The sequence below is a fragment of the Halogranum rubrum genome (assembly GCF_900114455.1).
GTDB lineage: Archaea > Halobacteriota > Halobacteria > Halobacteriales > Haloferacaceae > Halogranum > Halogranum rubrum.
On sequence record NZ_FOTC01000002.1, the window covers coordinates 529796 to 544784 of the forward strand.

General features: G+C 62.8%; 15 protein-coding genes. 9 read left to right on the forward strand and 6 right to left on the reverse strand.

Going from position 1 to position 14989, the window contains the following annotated elements:
• Positions 1–10: 10 nt before the first annotated feature.
• Together BM083_RS10950 and BM083_RS10955 are read right to left on the reverse strand one after the other, a co-directional pair.
• A complete protein-coding gene (locus tag BM083_RS10950; RefSeq protein WP_089869377.1) occupies positions 11–901 on the reverse strand; it encodes an ABC transporter ATP-binding protein in 891 nt (296 codons plus the stop codon).
• A complete protein-coding gene (locus tag BM083_RS10955; RefSeq protein WP_089869379.1) occupies positions 898–2055 on the reverse strand; it encodes a FecCD family ABC transporter permease in 1158 nt (385 codons plus the stop codon). The genes BM083_RS10950 and BM083_RS10955 overlap by 4 nt, the downstream gene beginning before the upstream one ends.
• Before the next feature lie 313 nt (positions 2056–2368).
• Here BM083_RS10955 and BM083_RS10960 point away from each other — a divergent pair, with 313 nt between their 5' ends.
• The 6 genes from BM083_RS10960 to BM083_RS10985 all read left to right on the forward strand — a co-directional run bounded on the left by BM083_RS10960 (position 2369) and on the right by BM083_RS10985 (position 7759).
• Positions 2369–2908: an SRPBCC family protein gene (locus BM083_RS10960; RefSeq protein WP_089869381.1), complete on the forward strand. Its 540-nt coding sequence runs from the start codon at positions 2369–2371 to the stop codon at positions 2906–2908.
• A gap of 99 nt (positions 2909–3007) precedes the next feature.
• The gene (gene trkA, locus BM083_RS10965) at positions 3008–4345 is read left to right on the forward strand and encodes a Trk system potassium transporter TrkA (protein WP_009366090.1); all 1338 of its coding nucleotides are present in this window, start codon (positions 3008–3010) and stop codon (positions 4343–4345) included.
• Between the two features lie 115 nt (positions 4346–4460).
• Positions 4461–6065 carry a TrkH family potassium uptake protein gene (locus BM083_RS10970; RefSeq protein ID WP_089869383.1) on the forward strand — a complete coding sequence of 535 codons (1605 nt, stop codon included), beginning with the start codon at positions 4461–4463 and terminating at the stop codon, positions 6063–6065.
• A gap of 61 nt (positions 6066–6126) precedes the next feature.
• Positions 6127–6381: a hypothetical protein gene (locus BM083_RS10975; RefSeq protein ID WP_143085715.1), complete on the forward strand. Its 255-nt coding sequence runs from the start codon at positions 6127–6129 to the stop codon at positions 6379–6381.
• 123 nt (positions 6382–6504) lie between these two features.
• Entirely contained in the window at positions 6505–6792 is a 288-nt protein-coding gene (locus tag BM083_RS10980; RefSeq protein WP_089869388.1) for a hypothetical protein, read from the forward strand.
• 448 nt (positions 6793–7240) lie between these two features.
• Positions 7241–7759, forward strand: coding sequence for a DUF21 domain-containing protein (locus tag BM083_RS10985; protein ID WP_089869390.1), 519 nt, complete (start codon positions 7241–7243; stop codon positions 7757–7759).
• 149 nt (positions 7760–7908) lie between these two features.
• Here the strand turns inward: BM083_RS10985 and BM083_RS10990 are convergent, their stop codons facing one another.
• Positions 7909–9555 (reverse strand): TrkH family potassium uptake protein, encoded by a 1647-nt coding sequence (locus BM083_RS10990; protein ID WP_089869392.1) that lies wholly within the window; start codon positions 9553–9555, stop codon positions 7909–7911.
• Positions 9555–10235 (reverse strand): potassium channel family protein, encoded by a 681-nt coding sequence (locus BM083_RS10995; protein ID WP_089869394.1) that lies wholly within the window; start codon positions 10233–10235, stop codon positions 9555–9557. The genes BM083_RS10990 and BM083_RS10995 overlap by 1 nt, the downstream gene beginning before the upstream one ends.
• Before the next feature lie 227 nt (positions 10236–10462).
• Between BM083_RS10995 and BM083_RS11000 the strand changes: the two genes are divergently transcribed.
• From BM083_RS11000 to BM083_RS11010, 3 genes are read left to right on the forward strand one after another with little or no spacing between them, the layout of a single operon-like run.
• On the forward strand, positions 10463–11851 hold the full coding sequence (locus BM083_RS11000) for an APC family permease (RefSeq protein ID WP_089870064.1): 1389 nt from the start codon (positions 10463–10465) through the stop codon (positions 11849–11851).
• Positions 11848–12513, forward strand: coding sequence for a potassium channel family protein (locus BM083_RS11005; RefSeq protein WP_089869396.1), 666 nt, complete (start codon positions 11848–11850; stop codon positions 12511–12513). Before BM083_RS11000 ends, BM083_RS11005 begins: the two co-directional genes overlap by 4 nt.
• Positions 12514–12562: 49 nt before the next feature.
• Complete coding sequence (locus BM083_RS11010) at positions 12563–12907, forward strand: hypothetical protein (protein ID WP_089869398.1); 345 nt, start codon at positions 12563–12565, stop codon at positions 12905–12907.
• 357 nt (positions 12908–13264) lie between these two features.
• Here the strand turns inward: BM083_RS11010 and gatA are convergent, their stop codons facing one another.
• Complete coding sequence (gatA, locus tag BM083_RS11015) at positions 13265–14539, reverse strand: Asp-tRNA(Asn)/Glu-tRNA(Gln) amidotransferase subunit GatA (protein WP_089869400.1); 1275 nt, start codon at positions 14537–14539, stop codon at positions 13265–13267.
• Positions 14536–14814 carry an Asp-tRNA(Asn)/Glu-tRNA(Gln) amidotransferase subunit GatC gene (gene gatC, locus BM083_RS11020; protein WP_009366079.1) on the reverse strand — a complete coding sequence of 93 codons (279 nt, stop codon included), beginning with the start codon at positions 14812–14814 and terminating at the stop codon, positions 14536–14538. Before gatC ends, gatA begins: the two co-directional genes overlap by 4 nt.
• Positions 14815–14989 lie beyond the last annotated feature (175 nt).

A 14989-nucleotide genomic window follows, 5' to 3' on the forward strand; every position in this document is an offset into this window, starting at 1 on the left:
AGACCTAAATTCAATCGTCGAGCGCTCGGTGTGGCGAGATGTGCGGCCCGGTCGGGTGGTCGGCGTCGACGTCGGCGTCGACCCGGAACACGTCGCGGAGCAACTCGTCGGAGACGACCTTTCGCGGCGGTCCCCAGTCGTACAACTCGCCGTCCTTCATCGCGATGAGGTTGTCCGCGAAACGGGCGGCCTGTCCGATGTCGTGGAGGACGACGGCGACGGTGACGTCTCGTTCGCTGTTGAGCGTCCGAATCACTTCCATCACGCGCAGTTGGTGGTGGAGGTCGAGATACGTCGTCGGTTCGTCGAGGAGCAGGACGTCGGTGTCTTGGGCGAGCACCATCGCAATCCACGCGAGTTGCTTCTGCCCCCCGCTCAGGTTGCCCACTTCTTCGTCGCGGAGGTGAGTGACCCCCGCGAGTTCGAGCGCCCGCTCGACGGCCTGTTCGTCCTCGTCGTTCACGGACTCGAAGAAGCTACGGTGCGGATAGCGGCCGTGATACACCAGGTCCTCGACGGTCAGACTTCCCGGTGCCTCGTTCTCCTGTGACAGTAGGCCGAGACGGCGTGCGAGTTCTTTCGTCCCGAGGTCACGTATCGCCGCTCCGTCGAGGAGCACGTGGCCCCGGTCGGGGTCTAACTGCTTCGCCATCGCCTTCAACAGGGTACTCTTGCCGGACCCGTTCGGCCCGACGAGCGCCGTCACCTCTCCGGCGGGGATGTCGACACGCTCGCACTCGACGACGGGTTGCTCCGTGGTCGGGTAGCCGATAGCGAGGTCCTCGCCACGGAGATGGGTACACGGCGTCTCGCTCGGTGTCTCGTCGTCGCGCTCTACATCCGTTCGTTCGGCGTTTACCTGCGCTGCGTCCTCGCTTCGTTGTATCGAGTCACCGGTCATAGTTCACCTAACTGTTGTTTCTTGCGCATGAGATAGAGGAAGTACGGTCCACCGACGAGTCCCGTGACGATGCCGACGGGAATCTGTGTCGGGTTCAGTGCCAGTCGCGCGCCGACGTCGGCGGCGACCATCAGCGCCGGGCCGGCGAAGAGACAGCCGATGACGAGACGTTTGTAGTCGCTGCCGACGATGTTTCGGACGACGTGCGGAACGATGAGACCGACGAAGCCGACGATTCCGGCGACTGAGATGGCGGCGCTCGCGGCCAGAATCGCGACGCCGGAGAGCGCGAATCGGACGCGCTCGACGGACATTCCGAGCGCCTTTGCCGTCTTCTCGCCGAGAAGGAGGACGTTCAACTGCCGAGAGGCGACGATGGAGAGCGGAACCGTCACGAACAGCGTCCACGGGAGAATCATCCGCACCTGTTCCCAGTCAGTCCCCGTGAGTGACCCCGTCGTCCACGCGATGGCGCTCTGGACGACGCCGATGTCGCTCGCGAGGAGATACATCGCCGTCTGCAGTGAACTGAACACAGTCGAGACGATGACGCCCGCGAGGACGAGCCGTACTGGACTCGTCCCGTTCTTCCACGCGATGGCGTAGACGATGACGAACGCAACCGTCCCGCCGAGGGCGGCGAAGATAGGGAGGAACGAGGCGAACCCGCTGAAGACGACGAGCGTGAGGAGAATAGCCAGTCCAGCGCCGGAACTCACGCCGAGGATGTAGGGACTCGCCAACTCGTTGCGCGTGACCGCCTGGAAGATCGCCCCGGAGACGGCGAGATTCATCCCGACGAGCGCCCCCACGACCACTCGGGGCAACCGGATGTTCCAGACGATGAGCGTCTCTTTCGTGAGGTCGACGCTCGCGACGGAGAGACCGAACGTCGTCGCCAGCGTCTCGGCGATTCCCTCTCCGAAGAAGAACTTCAAGAGGACGTACGGGTTCGACCAGACGACTGGGTCGAAGACGGCGCTCCACGCCTGCCCGATAGACATCGAGAACGCACCGAAGCTGACCTGCACTAACGTTCCACAGAGGACGACGAGGCTACTCCCGACGACGAGCGTGAGAAGCGACCCATCTAGCCACGAGGGTAACCGATTCGCGTTCGAGGCGACGTCTGACCGCTGTGTGTCACTTGCCACAGTACTCACTCACCCTGTGACGACGTTCTCTCGTCGGGCCTGTCGTGCCCGCGACGACGCAGTGCGTCCGTTGCATGGTTGTTTTGGCACGCCTAAACCGCAAAAGTCCACCGGTTTTTAGGTTCACCGAAATCTACGGTGGACGATACCACGACTGATACCCCGAAATACGACACCTCGAAGTACGCAGTAACACGTGCCGAAGCGCACACAGTCCGGTTGTACGATTCGACAGCGACAGCCACGTTCGAAGCGGCGACATCGAGAGCAGTGGCCCCACAAGCCTTAGGTCTGCGGCGGCGAACCGAGAGGCGTGGACGAAATCGTCGTCACTACCGTCGTCTACGTGCCTCCCGAGGAAGCGTACGACTTCCTCATGGACTTTTCGACGTACACGAGATACTCGAAACATCTGAAGGAAGTCCGGACACACGGCGACGGCAGTCCCGGGACGGAGTACGAGTTCCGCCTCGCGTGGTGGAAACTCACCTACACGGCTCGCTCGGAAGTCACCGAACTCACCCCGCCCGAGCGTATCGACTGGAAGATTACTAAGGACATCGACGCCCACGGCTGTTGGCGCATCGAAGAACTCGACGACCTGCCGGACGACGCGCCTGCCGACGCGGAGACGGCCTGCCGCGTCTGGTTCGAGATTCGCTTCGACGCCGACTCGGCGAACTCGAACGCGCTCGACCTCCCGCGGTTCATCTCGTTCGACCGCGTCCTCGACAAAGTGAAACCGGTCGTCGTCAAAGAGGCCGAACACATCGTCGAACGCATCGTCGCCGACCTCGAAGGCCGTCGCCGTCCCGTCGAGTTGACCATCGAGGACAAACCGAGCGGCGTCTGAGCACACCGGTCTCGGTCGTCACCGTGCGCCACCACCAAGGGAAATAGTGATACGACTGCCGGAAGTACGACGGGTCATGAACAGGGGTACGGACGAGCCGTGCGCGTAATCATCATCGGTGCGGGACAGGTCGGTTCGAGCATCGCCGCCGACCTCGACGACACGCACGAGGTTATCGTCGTCGAACGCGACCCTTCGCGGGTCGAGGAGCTGAACTACTCGCTCGACGTCTTGGCGATTCAAGGCGACGGGACGGCCGTCTCGACGCTCGAAGAGGCCGGTATCGACCGTGCTGGGATGGTCATCGCGTCGACGGACAACGACGAGACGAACATCGTCGCCTGCTCGACGGCGAAAGCCATCAGCGACGCGTTCACCATCGCTCGTATCAAGAACACCGAGTATCTGCGGACGTGGGAGCGCTCGGAGAAGGCGTTCGGCATCGACTTCATGGTCTGTACGAACCTCCTGACCGCGGAGTCCATCGTCCGCATCGTCGGTTTGCCCGCTGCACTCGACGTCGACCCCTTTGCGGGCGGGCAGGTTCAGATGGCCGAGTTCGAGATTCCGGAAGACAGCCCCATCTCCAACCAGACGGTACGGGAGGCCGACCGATTCGACTCGCTGACGTTCGCGGCCATCCTCCGAAACGGGGCTATCGAGATTCCGCGCGGGGAGACGGTCATCCGCCCGGGAGACCGCGTCGTCGTCATCGGAAGCCCGAAGAGCGTCCAGGAGTTCGCCCAGACGATTGCCCCCGACGAGTCGCCCGGCACGGCCGAAGAAGTCGTCGTCGTCGGTGGCAGCGAAATTGGCTACCACGTCGCCCGCCTGCTCGAAGAGCGCGGGTTCCGACCGCGACTCATCGAACAGAACGGCGACCGAGCGCGCAAACTCGCCGAAGAGCTTCCGAACACCGTCGTCATGGAGTCCGACGCGACCGACATGGCCTTTCTCGAACGTGAACATATCGGCGACGCCGACATGGTCGTCGCCGCGCTCGACTCCGACGAGAAGAACCTCCTCGTGACGCTACTCGCCCAGCGACTCGGCACCGAACGGACGGTCGCCGTCATCGACACCACCTCCTACGTCGAACTGTTCGAGACGGTCGGCGTCGACGTCGCGGTCAGCCCGCGCGAAGTCGTCGCCGAGGAGATCACCCGTTTCACTCGCGAGGGCGGCGCGGAGAACATCGCACTCATCGAGACGGACAAAGCCGAGGTGCTGGAGATCGAAATCGACGACGCGAGCGTCCTCTCGGGACAGCCCATCCGTGAGGCGGTCGGCCAACTCCCGGATGGTGTCGTCATCGGTGCGATTACGCGAAACCGCGAGTTCATCGTCCCGCGTGGGGACACCGTCATCCAGGCCGGTGACCACGTCGTCGTCTTCGCCGACGCGACTGTCGTCGACGAGGTCACGGCGAAACTCTGAGCGGTCCGCTCCCGACGCCGTGTCGTTCGGACGGTGTCGTCACGAGAGAACAGTATCTTAATACCCGTTACGTCCGTCGCACGACTGTGTTCCGAACGCAGGAGCGTGTGGTCCCGTGAAACTCCGTGTCGACTACCGTGCGAGTTTGAGTCTCGTCGGGACGGTGCTGAAGTATCTGGTCGCACCGTTGGCGTTTCCGGTGTTCGTCGCGCTCGTCTACGACGAGACGGTGGTTCCGTTCCTCGTGACGATGGTCGTCACCGCAGGTATCGGTGTCGGACTCGAACGGTTGCGACCCGACCCGGACATCCGGGCCAGAGAGGGGTTCTTGATGGTCGGACTGACGTGGTTCGCGGTGGCAGTCGTCGGTGCTATCCCGTACCTCATCGAGGCTCACGGTATCCCCTTCGTCTTCGCACCACTCCACCCCGAGTCGACGCTCGCCAATCCGGCAAACGCGCTCTTCGAGAGCATGAGCGGGTTTACGACGACCGGTGCGACGGTTCTCGGCGATATCTCGTTCGACTCGCACACGCGCGGCATCATGATGTGGCGACAGCTCACCCAGTGGCTCGGCGGGATGGGTATCGTCGTCCTCGCCGTCGCTATCCTCCCCGAACTCTCCGTGGGTGGCGCGCAGTTGATGGACGCCGAAGCCCCCGGCCCCGGCATCGAGAAGCTCACCCCGCGCATCGCCGAGACGGCGCGCGCGCTCTGGGGTGCGTACCTCGGCTTCACCGTCCTCGAAATCCTGCTGCTCTACTCGCTCAACGTCTTCGGCGTCGACCCGGCGATGACCGCCTACAACGCCGTCGCCCACGGCCTGACGACGATGCCGACGGGTGGGTTCTCGCCCGAAGCCCGGAGTATCGAAGCGTTCTCCGCCGCCGCCCAGTGGATAATCATCCCGTTCATGATCGTCGCCGGGACCAACTTCGCGCTGTTCTGGCACGCGCTCACCGGCGACACAGAACGTCTGTTCAAAGACGCAGAGTTCCGGTTCTATCTCGGCGTGATGGGTTCGTTGACGGCGGTGCTCGCCGGACTGCTGTTCGTCGGCGCTGGCTTCGTGACGCAGGCTCCCGTCGACGGGACGTTCGACGCCGCGTATCTGGCGGAGTTCACCGACCGAATCGTCATGCAGGTCGAACCGTCGGTTCGACACGCGGCGTTCCAAGTCATCTCCGTCGTGACGACGACGGGGTACGCCAGCATGGACTTCAACGCGTGGAGCGCGCCGGCGCAGTATCTGCTCCTCTTTGCGATGTTCATCGGTGGCTCGGCCGGGTCGACCGGTGGGGCTATCAAAATCGTCCGCTGGTACGTCATCCTCAAATCCATCCGTCGTGAACTGTTCACGACGGCGCACCCCGACGCCGTGCGCCCGGTTCGACTCGGTGGCCGCGCACTCGACGAGCGCGCGATTCGCGGTATCTACGCCTTCACACTCCTCTATCTGGTGCTCTTTTTCGTCTCGTCGGGCCTGCTCTTTCTCGACGCCGTCCGCGTCGACCTCACCATCTCCGTGCTGGAAGTGATGACTGTCGCCGCCTCGACGCTCGGGAACGTCGGGCCAGGGTTCGGAACCGCCGGTCCGATGGGGAGCTATCTCTCCTTCTCGAACCTGTCGAAGGTGTTCATGACCTTCCTGATGTGGATCGGTCGACTGGAGATTCTCCCGGTGCTTGTGCTCCTGACGCCGGAGTACTGGCGGCGGTAGTTACTCTCTATTCTCTCTCGACACCAGCAGACACTTGTCTGCCCACTGTCTCGATTCGATAGTGCCCTCCAGCCGAGATACAGCACGGGTCGTCGGGAGCCTACTCGGCTATGTGTTTCTGCTGTTAGCGATGGTAGCAGCGCTGTGCGGCGGCTTCGTTCTCGTTCTTCTGGTTGCCAACGCTGCGATTCCCGGACTCGTCGTCGGGCTACCGCTCTTCTTCGGCGTCGCGTCGTTCTGCCTGTTCGTGGGCGTCACTATTCGCAAGGCCGTCGCCGGAACCGTCCTCCCGTTCGGAGTCGACACCGACGAGTGACGGACGACGTCGGCGACGTCGACTGCCGACACGAATCTGCTCTCACCGCGCTGTGGGACACTCGCCCAGCCAACTCGTCCTGGGACACCAAGCTTTAACCGAGTCTTCACATTGCCCTCCACTATGTCCCTCGCCACGCGAACGAAGGCGCTCGTGGGGAACGTCGTCGGCTACGGCTTTCTCCTACTCGCCCTCGTCGCTGCTGGCTACGGTGTCTACGCTCTCGGCGCGTTCGCCTTCGCCGGACTCGGCGCAGACGCCGTCGTCGGCGCGATGTTCGCCTTCGGGTTCGCGCTCTTCTGTCTCGTCATGGGCGTCTACGTCCGCAAAGCCGTCGCCGGAACTGTGCTGCCGCTCGACGTCGACACCGACACGTGGCGGTTGACGATGTTCCGCGGCGGACAGGGATGAGTTGGCTGTGCAGTCGTTTTCGAGCGGTTGTTGCGAGTAGCGGAAGTCTTCGTACACTTCAAGCTCACAATTTTTCTACCGTTTGAATTCTGTGTGCTGAATGGAGGGCTCTGTAGCTTCGCTAGACTGCGCTGCAATTGGTGGAAAGTGGGCCCAAAACAGTCAGTAGAGAGACTCGTTCGTCAAATCAACCGGAGTCTCTCGGTTTGTGCGAAAAACAAAGGAACGAACGGTCGGTACTGGCAAAAGATTCACGAGATTTACTGTGAGAACATCGGCTGAAATATAGCCAAATTGGCCGCAGTCTAGCGAAGCTACAGAGCCGAATGGAGAACATGAAGTCAGCACAGCGCCCTGCTTCTTTCAGATATTGCCTACCGAATCAGCGGGAGAGTTGAGCGGGACCCGACCACGGGTTTTCATACACCTTCTGGCGAATGAGTGATGTGTGAGTACATACTCGATTTTGGTACCGTCACTTATCGCAGTCGTGATTCTGCTGGCATTGAGCGCGTTCTTCTCCAGTAGTGAGTCCGCGATCTTTTCGCTCCCGGATGAGTGGGTGCAGACCGCGACGGACGACAGTTCGACCCAAAGCCACAGGCTCGAACAACTCCGCGCGAACCCGCACCGACTCCTCGTCACGCTGTTGGTCGGAAACAACCTCGTCAACATCGCCATCACCAGCATCGTCACACTCCTGGTCGCGCGGTTTCTCCCTCCCGGTTTTACCGTCGTGATTGCGACACTCAGCGTGAGCGTTCTCGTCCTCGTCTTCGGAGAAATCGTGCCGAAATCCTACGGACTCGCTCATGCACAGTCCTGGAGTCTCCGCGTCGCGCGCCCGATTTCGTACGTTGAACGCGCACTAGGGCCACTCGTCGCGGTGTTCGATATCGTCACCCGGTGGCTGACGAGACTCGTTGGGGGCGACCAACATATCGAGAAGTCATATCTCGAAGACTGAGCGACCGCCCTGTCCTCAGACTGTATTGACCTACTCTACACCCATCTGTTGGAGCGGGTGCCGTGCAAGACTCGCACACTCTATTCAACACGACTCATACACAAGTCACCTGAAACTCCGTCGGATCGAACGTGTGCGAACTGCGTCGGCTACGGCTCCAACCCGTACAGCACGCCACGAGCGAAGACGAGAATCGGGATAATTTCGAGCCGACCGACCCACATGTTCAGGAGGAACATCGCCTCGGCGACCACCGGCATGTCCGGGCCAGTGATGCCAGTCGAGAGGCCGACGTTCCCCTGTGCGCTGGCGACTTCGAACAGCGCGTCGGCGTAGGTGAAGTCCGGACCGGCGAGGTTGACGAGCAGGAGGCTGCTCGCACAGAGCAGGCCGATCCAGAGCAGACTGACCATCGCCGCCTCGCTGAACTCACGGTCCATCTCGTCGCGCGACAGACGTCGGCCGTCCATGTTCAGGCTGACGACGGCGTTCGAGGGGAGGAACACTCGCGAGAACTGCCACGTGATGCCGCGGCCGATTGTGTACGCACGGATTATCTTGATGCCGCCGACGGTACTCCCGGCGGCCCCACCGAGCGTCATCGCGGCGGCGACGATGAGTTTGCCGCCTGCCCCCCAACCACCGATGGGGGCCGACTGAAAGCCCGTACAGGAGAGTGCGCTGATAAACTGGAACGTCGAGTCGCGGATGGCGTCGACTTGCGCGCCCGAGAACCCGAGCGCCTGCAGGCCGAAATAGCCCGCACTTGGCTCGAACGCACTCGTGAGTGCGACGACGTTCTGCGCCGAGAGCAGGAGGACGCCGACGCCGAAGAGGATGAACAGCCAACGTGTCTGGAGGTCGGAGAACAGTTTCGAGAGGTCTCTGTCCTTCAGGACGGCGTAGTGGATTGGGAAGGCGATTGCCCCGAGCGTCATGATAGGCAAGAGCACCGTCTCGATGAGCGGCGAGTCGTAGGTGGCGATGGAGTTGTCCGTGACGCTGAACCCACCGGTCGAGAGACCGGTCATCGCGTGGTTGAGCGCCTGCCAGCCCACCTCCCAGAGCGGCAGTTGTGAACCGTAGTCACTCAGGCGGATGGCGACGAAGAGTGCGGCGACCGAGAGGACGGTGTAGAGGACGAAAATCTTCCAGACGGTCCGCACCGTCGAGACGATACTCGGGTGAATCCGTTCCTCTCGTGCCTCGCTCCGGTAGAGTGCGTAACTCCCGCTACCGGGGCGCGCGAGGATGGAGACGGTGAGGACGATGACGCCCACGCCACCGACCCACTGGATGAGCGAGCGCCACCACTGGAACGCTCTGGGGAGACTGGGTTCGGTCGTCGCCATCGTCAGTCCGCTGCCGGTCCATCCGGACATCGACTCGAACAGTGCGTGAAGCGGGTTGCGGAAGACGGCGAGACTCGACACGTCGATACCGCCGCGTGCGCCGTAGGCGGCGAGCACCTCTGTCGGCGTGAGATATGCGCCGAGGACGAACGGGATAGCGCCGAAGACGGCGACGCAGAGCCAGCCACCGGCGGCGATGATCATCCCGTGTTTCATCACCGGGTTCGGTGCGTCGGCGAAGGTGTACCGTGCGCCGAGTCCGACGGCCGCGGTCAGGCCCCCAGCGAGGAGAAACGCGAGTGCGGCGTACCACTCGCCGAAGACGACTGCGACGAGTACAGAAAGAGTCATCAACGCGGCTTCCATCGCGAGGAGCGACCCGATGTCGCGGGCGATGGTCGCGAGGTCGATGGAGACGCCCGAAATCACCTGTCGTCGTGCCATCAGTCGTGGTCCTCGTAGTGGCCGAAGACGTCCGTCACCTCCGGCGTCGCACCCTCCCCGGAGTAGACGGTCAGCATGTCACCGGCGTGAATCTCGATGTTCCCACGCGGGGTGATTGGGTCGCCCTCCCCGTTTCGTTCGATGGCGACGAGCAGCATCTCGTCGCTCAGCAGGTTCTTCGATGCCGCCTCCTGAATCGTCAGCCCGGCGATAGGCGCGTCCTTACCGACGGTGATTTCGAACACCTCCGCCTGCTCGCCGATGCGCATGTAGTCGATGATAGACGGGCGCTTGACCGCCCGATAGAGATACTCCGCGATGAGTCGCTGTGGGTTCTCCATCGTGTTGACGCCGATACGACGGAAGAGACCCATATGTTCGGGGTTGTGGACGACAGAGACGATGTTGGGGACTTCTAACTCCTTGCCCAGGAGACAGACCATGATGTTCGTCGCGTCTTGGTCGGTCGTCGAGATGAGTGCGTCTGCGCGGTCGGCACCGGCGTCTTCGAGAGTGTCTTTCACCGTCGCGTCGTCGCTAATAACGAGACAGTCGTAGGTCGCTGCTCGCTCGGCCTTCACCTCGTCACGCTCGATGACGACGACTTCGTTGCCACCGGCAGTGGCAATCTCGATGAGCGGCGTGCCGATGTTTCCTGCGCCGACGATGACGATGTACATTCGTAGCGGGGGTGGGCAGGGGGAAGGGGAAAAAGTACCGTTCCGTGTGGCGGTGCCGGTTCACACGTAGCGTATCTTCGCCTTCTGGACTGGCGAACATACCGACTGATTGCTAGTTTCCCGACTGTTTACCTCTGAAGCGCGAGATATTCTCTAGCAATGCTTCCCAGGCGTCGGTCTCGCGAGTTCGAGTTCGCCGCTTTCGGGTCTCGTCAGTGGGTGAGACCGTGAGTAAAGCAGGTGAACGCGCACCGGCGACGAGCCTCGGTCTGCTCGACGCAACCATGGTCGGCATCGGCGCGATGATTGGGGCCGGAATCTTCGTGTTGACTGGACTCGCCGCGAACATCGCCGGCCCAGCCGTCATCGCCGTCTTCGCACTGAACGGCGTCGTCACCTCGTTTACCGCCTTGGCGTACGCCGAACTCGCGGCGGCTATCCCGCGCAACGGCGGTGGCTACGCCTACGTCCGCGAGGTGTTCTCCGCGCCCGTATCGTTCGTCATGGGGTGGACGCGGTGGTTCACCTACATGATCGCTGGTGCGTTGTACGCGCTGGGGTTCGCCTCGAACTTCGTCGAGTTCGCCCACATCTACGGGTTCGACCTTCCCGGTCCGCCCGTGGTGTACGCGCTGCTCGTCGTCGTCGTGTTCGTCGCGCTGAACGCGCTGTCGACGGCGGCCAGTGGGGGCGCAGAGACGGTTATCACCCTCGTGAAGATAGCCATCCTGGGTGTGTTCGTCGCCTTCGGCCTCTCGGTGGCCCGCGTCGACGAGTTCCAACCGTTCTTTCCCGAAGCGGGTCCCATCGCGCTCCTTCCGGCGATGGGACTGACGTTTATCGCGTTTCAGGGATACGACCTCATTGCAACGGTGACCGAGGAGGTGGAGAACCCGACGGTGAACATCCCGCGGGCCATCATCCTGAGCGTCGTCGTCACTGTCGTCGTCTACCTCCTCGTCATCTTCGTCGCCATCGGGACACTCGGTGCCGAGGCGCTCGGTGCAGCGGGTGAGACGGCTGTCGCCCGCGCCGCCGAGGGGTTCATGCCCACGTTTCCGCTCGTCGGAACCGGTGCGGCTATCATCGCCTTCGGTGCCGTCTTCTCGACCATCAGCGCACTCAACGCCGTCGTCATCGGCTCTAGTCGGGTGGCGTTCGCGATGGGCCGGGAACGCCAACTGCCCGCCGCACTCGGTCGGCTCCATCACCGCTACGGAACGCCGTTCGTCGGCATCCTCGCCAGCGCCGCCGTGATGCTCGTCGCCGTCGTCGTCGTTCCCATCCAAGTCGTCGGCAACCTCGCCAGTCTCTTCTCGCTTCTGGGGTTCACCATCGTCAACGTCGCCGTCATCCGCCTCCGACGACAGCAACCTGACCTTCGTCGCCCCTTCGAGATGCCGTTCTACCCGTACACGCCGATTCTCGGTATCGGCTGTAACCTCCTCCTCGGATTCTTCATCGACCCCTTCACGTGGGCGCTCGCACTCGGATGGTTGGCCGTCGGTGGGGTCGTCTATTTGCTCTTGGCCCGCCGAGGATATGGTGAGGGCGAGCGCCGCGAATCCGTGATTGCAGAGGCCGAACCCCTCGACTTGGAGGACGAACACAAATGAGCGCCGACGACACCACTGGAGATTTACGCGTCATCATCGCCGGCGGCGGTGAGGTTGGCGTGCGGACGGCCGAACTGCTCGACGACCGTGGACACACTGTCACGCTCGTCGAGGCACATCCCGAACGGAGCGCCTTCCTGAGCGACGCGTACGTCGCGACGGTCATCGAAGGTGACGCCTCGCGCCCCTCGATTCTCCGGCAGGCGCAACCGGAGCGCTGTGACGTCGTCGCCGCACTTACCGACGACGAGGCGACGAACTTCGCTATCTGCATGGCCGCTCAGCGGATGGCCGACGTTCGAACCGTAATGCGGACCACGACGCGCCCGGACGACCTCTACGCCGAGTACGTCGACGAAGTGGTCTTTCCCGAACGGACCGGCGCGCGCGCCGCGGCGAACGCAATCGCCGACGAAGGCGTCCGAACGGTCGAAGACGTCTTCGGCGACGTAGAGATTTTGGAAATCGAAATCGCCGAGGACGCACCGGCGGCGGGCCGACAACTCAGCGAGGTTCGCTTACCGCGGGGCAGTCTCATCATCGTCGACTACGCTGGCAACCGCATCGGCGGCCCGGAGACGGTGCTCGCGCCCGGCAACCGCTACGTCGTCGCCGTCGAGTCCGACGTCGCCGACGAGGTGATGAACCTGCTTCGGGGATAGTGCTCGAACCGGCGGAAGACATTTATCTTCACTGTCAGAACTACGACCGATGCCCTCCTACTCACATCGGTCGGCACCGCTCGGACTGAAGATAATCGCCGTCGTCGGCCTGCTCACCGCAATCCCCGACGTGCTGCAGGGACTCGGCCTTCTCGCAGGTGGAATTCCGTGGTTCGTCTTCGGTGTCGTCGTCTTCGGGGTGGCACTGCTGAAAGTGCTGACCATGTTCGGTCTCGTGACGCTCACGCCGTGGGCGTGGACGGTTGCCGTGTTTCTGTACGGGTTCGACACCGTCGTCGCACTCCTCAGTGGTCAGCTACTCCAGGCACTCGTCCTTGCACTCGTCACGGCGTACATCTACGGGCAGAAGAACCTGTTCCGTCGTGGGTACTGAGAGACTGGCGTCTCGTATCGGTGAAGGAGAAACTCTTGCTCGGTTGATCCATCTCTCAGAGTGACTGTCTCTGCCGAAGCCGGTAGCATTATGAGTGTTGCGTGCTTCACCCAAGATGACGCTTCGTTCTTGGAGGGCCGAAGCGTCAGCGGGGACCACGGTGGCCAGCCGACTTTTTCGGCTGGCTACCACTCTCTTACACCAACGAGCGTGCTGTGCGCTCGCACCGTCGGTATAGCCGTACTCTTGATACACACGAGCAACAGCGACTGGACCGTTGTAGAGCCGTCTCCCCAGGTAGCGAGTATCGAGTATATAGTCGTCGAACCGAGTCGAAAAGAACCGGGGACCCAGCGTCTACTGTTCGACGGCGCTGGCGGCGCGGATGATCTGTTCCTCGCCGAACTTCGGACCGATGAGCTGTAGCCCCACGGGGAGTCCCTCGGTTTCGCCCGCCGGGACGGAGATGGCGGGGAGGTTCGCGAGGTTCACCGGGACGGTGTTGGCGTCTGCGAGATACATCTGCAGGGGGTCGTCGAGACTCTCACCGAGTTCGAACGGCGGGACGGGCATCGTCGGCGACGCGAGCACGTCGACGTCGGCGAACGCCTCGTCGAAGTCCTGTTTGATCCACGCGCGGGCATCCTGGGCCTTGGCGTAGTACTTGTCGTGGTAGCCTGCCGAGAGCGCGTAGGTGCCGAGAAGGACGCGACGTTTGACCTCCGCGCCGAACCCTTCTTCGCGGGCCGACGCGAACGACTCGTTCCAGTTGCCCTCGTAGCCGCCGGATTTCCCGTAGCGCACGCCGTCGAACCGAGCGAGGTTCGAGGAGGCTTCGGACATCGCGATGACGTAGTACGCTTGTACCGCGTGGTCGACGGAGGGGAGTGAGACTTCCTCGTACGTGGCACCTTGCGCCTCCAGTTCCGAGATCGCGTCCCAGAACGCGTCGACGACGCCCTCGTCTGCGCCGTCGACGAGTTCGGTAGGGACGCCGATGGTGAGGCCGTCGACGTCGCCGTCGGCGGCACCCGCGTAGTCCGAGTCTGCACCCTCGTCGCGCGTCGTGCCGTCGTGGGCGTCCGGGCCGGCGACGACGTCGAGGAGTTCGGCCGCTTCTTCGACTGTCGGTGCAATTGGACCGATCTGTTCCAGCGAGTTGGCGTAGGCGACGAGACCGTAGCGGGAGACGAGGCCGTAGGTCGGCTTGATCCCGACGACACCGCAGAATGCGGCCGGACAACGGATGGAGCCACCCGTGTCCGACCCGAGTGCGAGGTCGGCCTCACCCGCGGCGACGGCGGCGGCGCTGCCACCCGAGGACCCGCCGGGGACGCGCGATTCGTCGACGGGGTTCTTCGTCGGACCGTAGGCGGAGGTTTCGGTGGTTGTCCCCATCCCGAACTCGTCCATGTTGGCCTTCCCGGCGATAGACCCACCTGCGTCTTTCAGTCGTTCGACGACCGTCGCGTCGTACGGCGGGACGTAGTCTTCGAGCATCGCAGAGCCGCAGGTCGTGCGGAGTCCCTTCGTGCTGATGTTGTCCTTGACGGCGACGGACTTCCCAGAGAGCGGTCCGTCACTCTCGCCGTCGATAGTCTCCTCGGTGATGAAGGCGTTGAGGTCGCTCATGACACCCGCGGCCCCTTGAAGAAGCCGTCTTCGGTCTCCGGTGCGTTGGCGAGCGCTTCTTCCTGTGACAGACCCTCACGAACCTCGTCGGGTCGCATCACGTTCACGAGGTCGGACTCGCGGTCGACCTCCGGTACCTCGTCGAGCGCGTCGAAATACTCCAGAATATCGGCGAACTGCGTGGCGAACGCCTCGACTTCGTCGTCGTCGAGGTTCACCCGCGCCAGCTCGGCGACGTGACGCACCTCGTCTGCGTCAACGCGGGATTGGCTCATACTTCGAGGGTGCCACGGGCCGGGAGTAAGGGTTTCGATGCGGCGGCGGACGGGCTGTCCAGTGCCGTCGTCGCCGCGTGTCAGTCGCCGTCACGGGATTGTTTCACACGATTGGTCATCAGAGTTAAGTTGCTCGGTGTCCAACAGATGAGTGAATAGAGACAGAGAGATAGAG

Excerpts from the sequence above, each read along its gene's own strand:
- gatC (WP_009366079.1), bottom strand. The coding sequence starts at position 14,814 with ATGAGCCAATCCCGCGTTGACGCAGACGAGGTGCGTCACGTCGCCGAG.
- gatA (WP_089869400.1), bottom strand. The coding sequence starts at position 14,539 with ATGAGCGACCTCAACGCCTTCATCACCGAGGAGACTATCGACGGCGAG.
- BM083_RS11005 (WP_089869396.1), top strand. The coding sequence starts at position 11,848 with ATGAGCGCCGACGACACCACTGGAGATTTACGCGTCATCATCGCCGGC.
- BM083_RS10950 (WP_089869377.1), bottom strand. The coding sequence starts at position 901 with ATGACCGGTGACTCGATACAACGAAGCGAGGACGCAGCGCAGGTAAAC.
- BM083_RS10990 (WP_089869392.1), bottom strand. The coding sequence starts at position 9,555 with ATGGCACGACGACAGGTGATTTCGGGCGTCTCCATCGACCTCGCGACC.
- BM083_RS10995 (WP_089869394.1), bottom strand. The coding sequence starts at position 10,235 with ATGTACATCGTCATCGTCGGCGCAGGAAACATCGGCACGCCGCTCATC.
- BM083_RS11010 (WP_089869398.1), top strand. The coding sequence starts at position 12,563 with ATGCCCTCCTACTCACATCGGTCGGCACCGCTCGGACTGAAGATAATC.
- BM083_RS10980 (WP_089869388.1), top strand. The coding sequence starts at position 6,505 with ATGTCCCTCGCCACGCGAACGAAGGCGCTCGTGGGGAACGTCGTCGGC.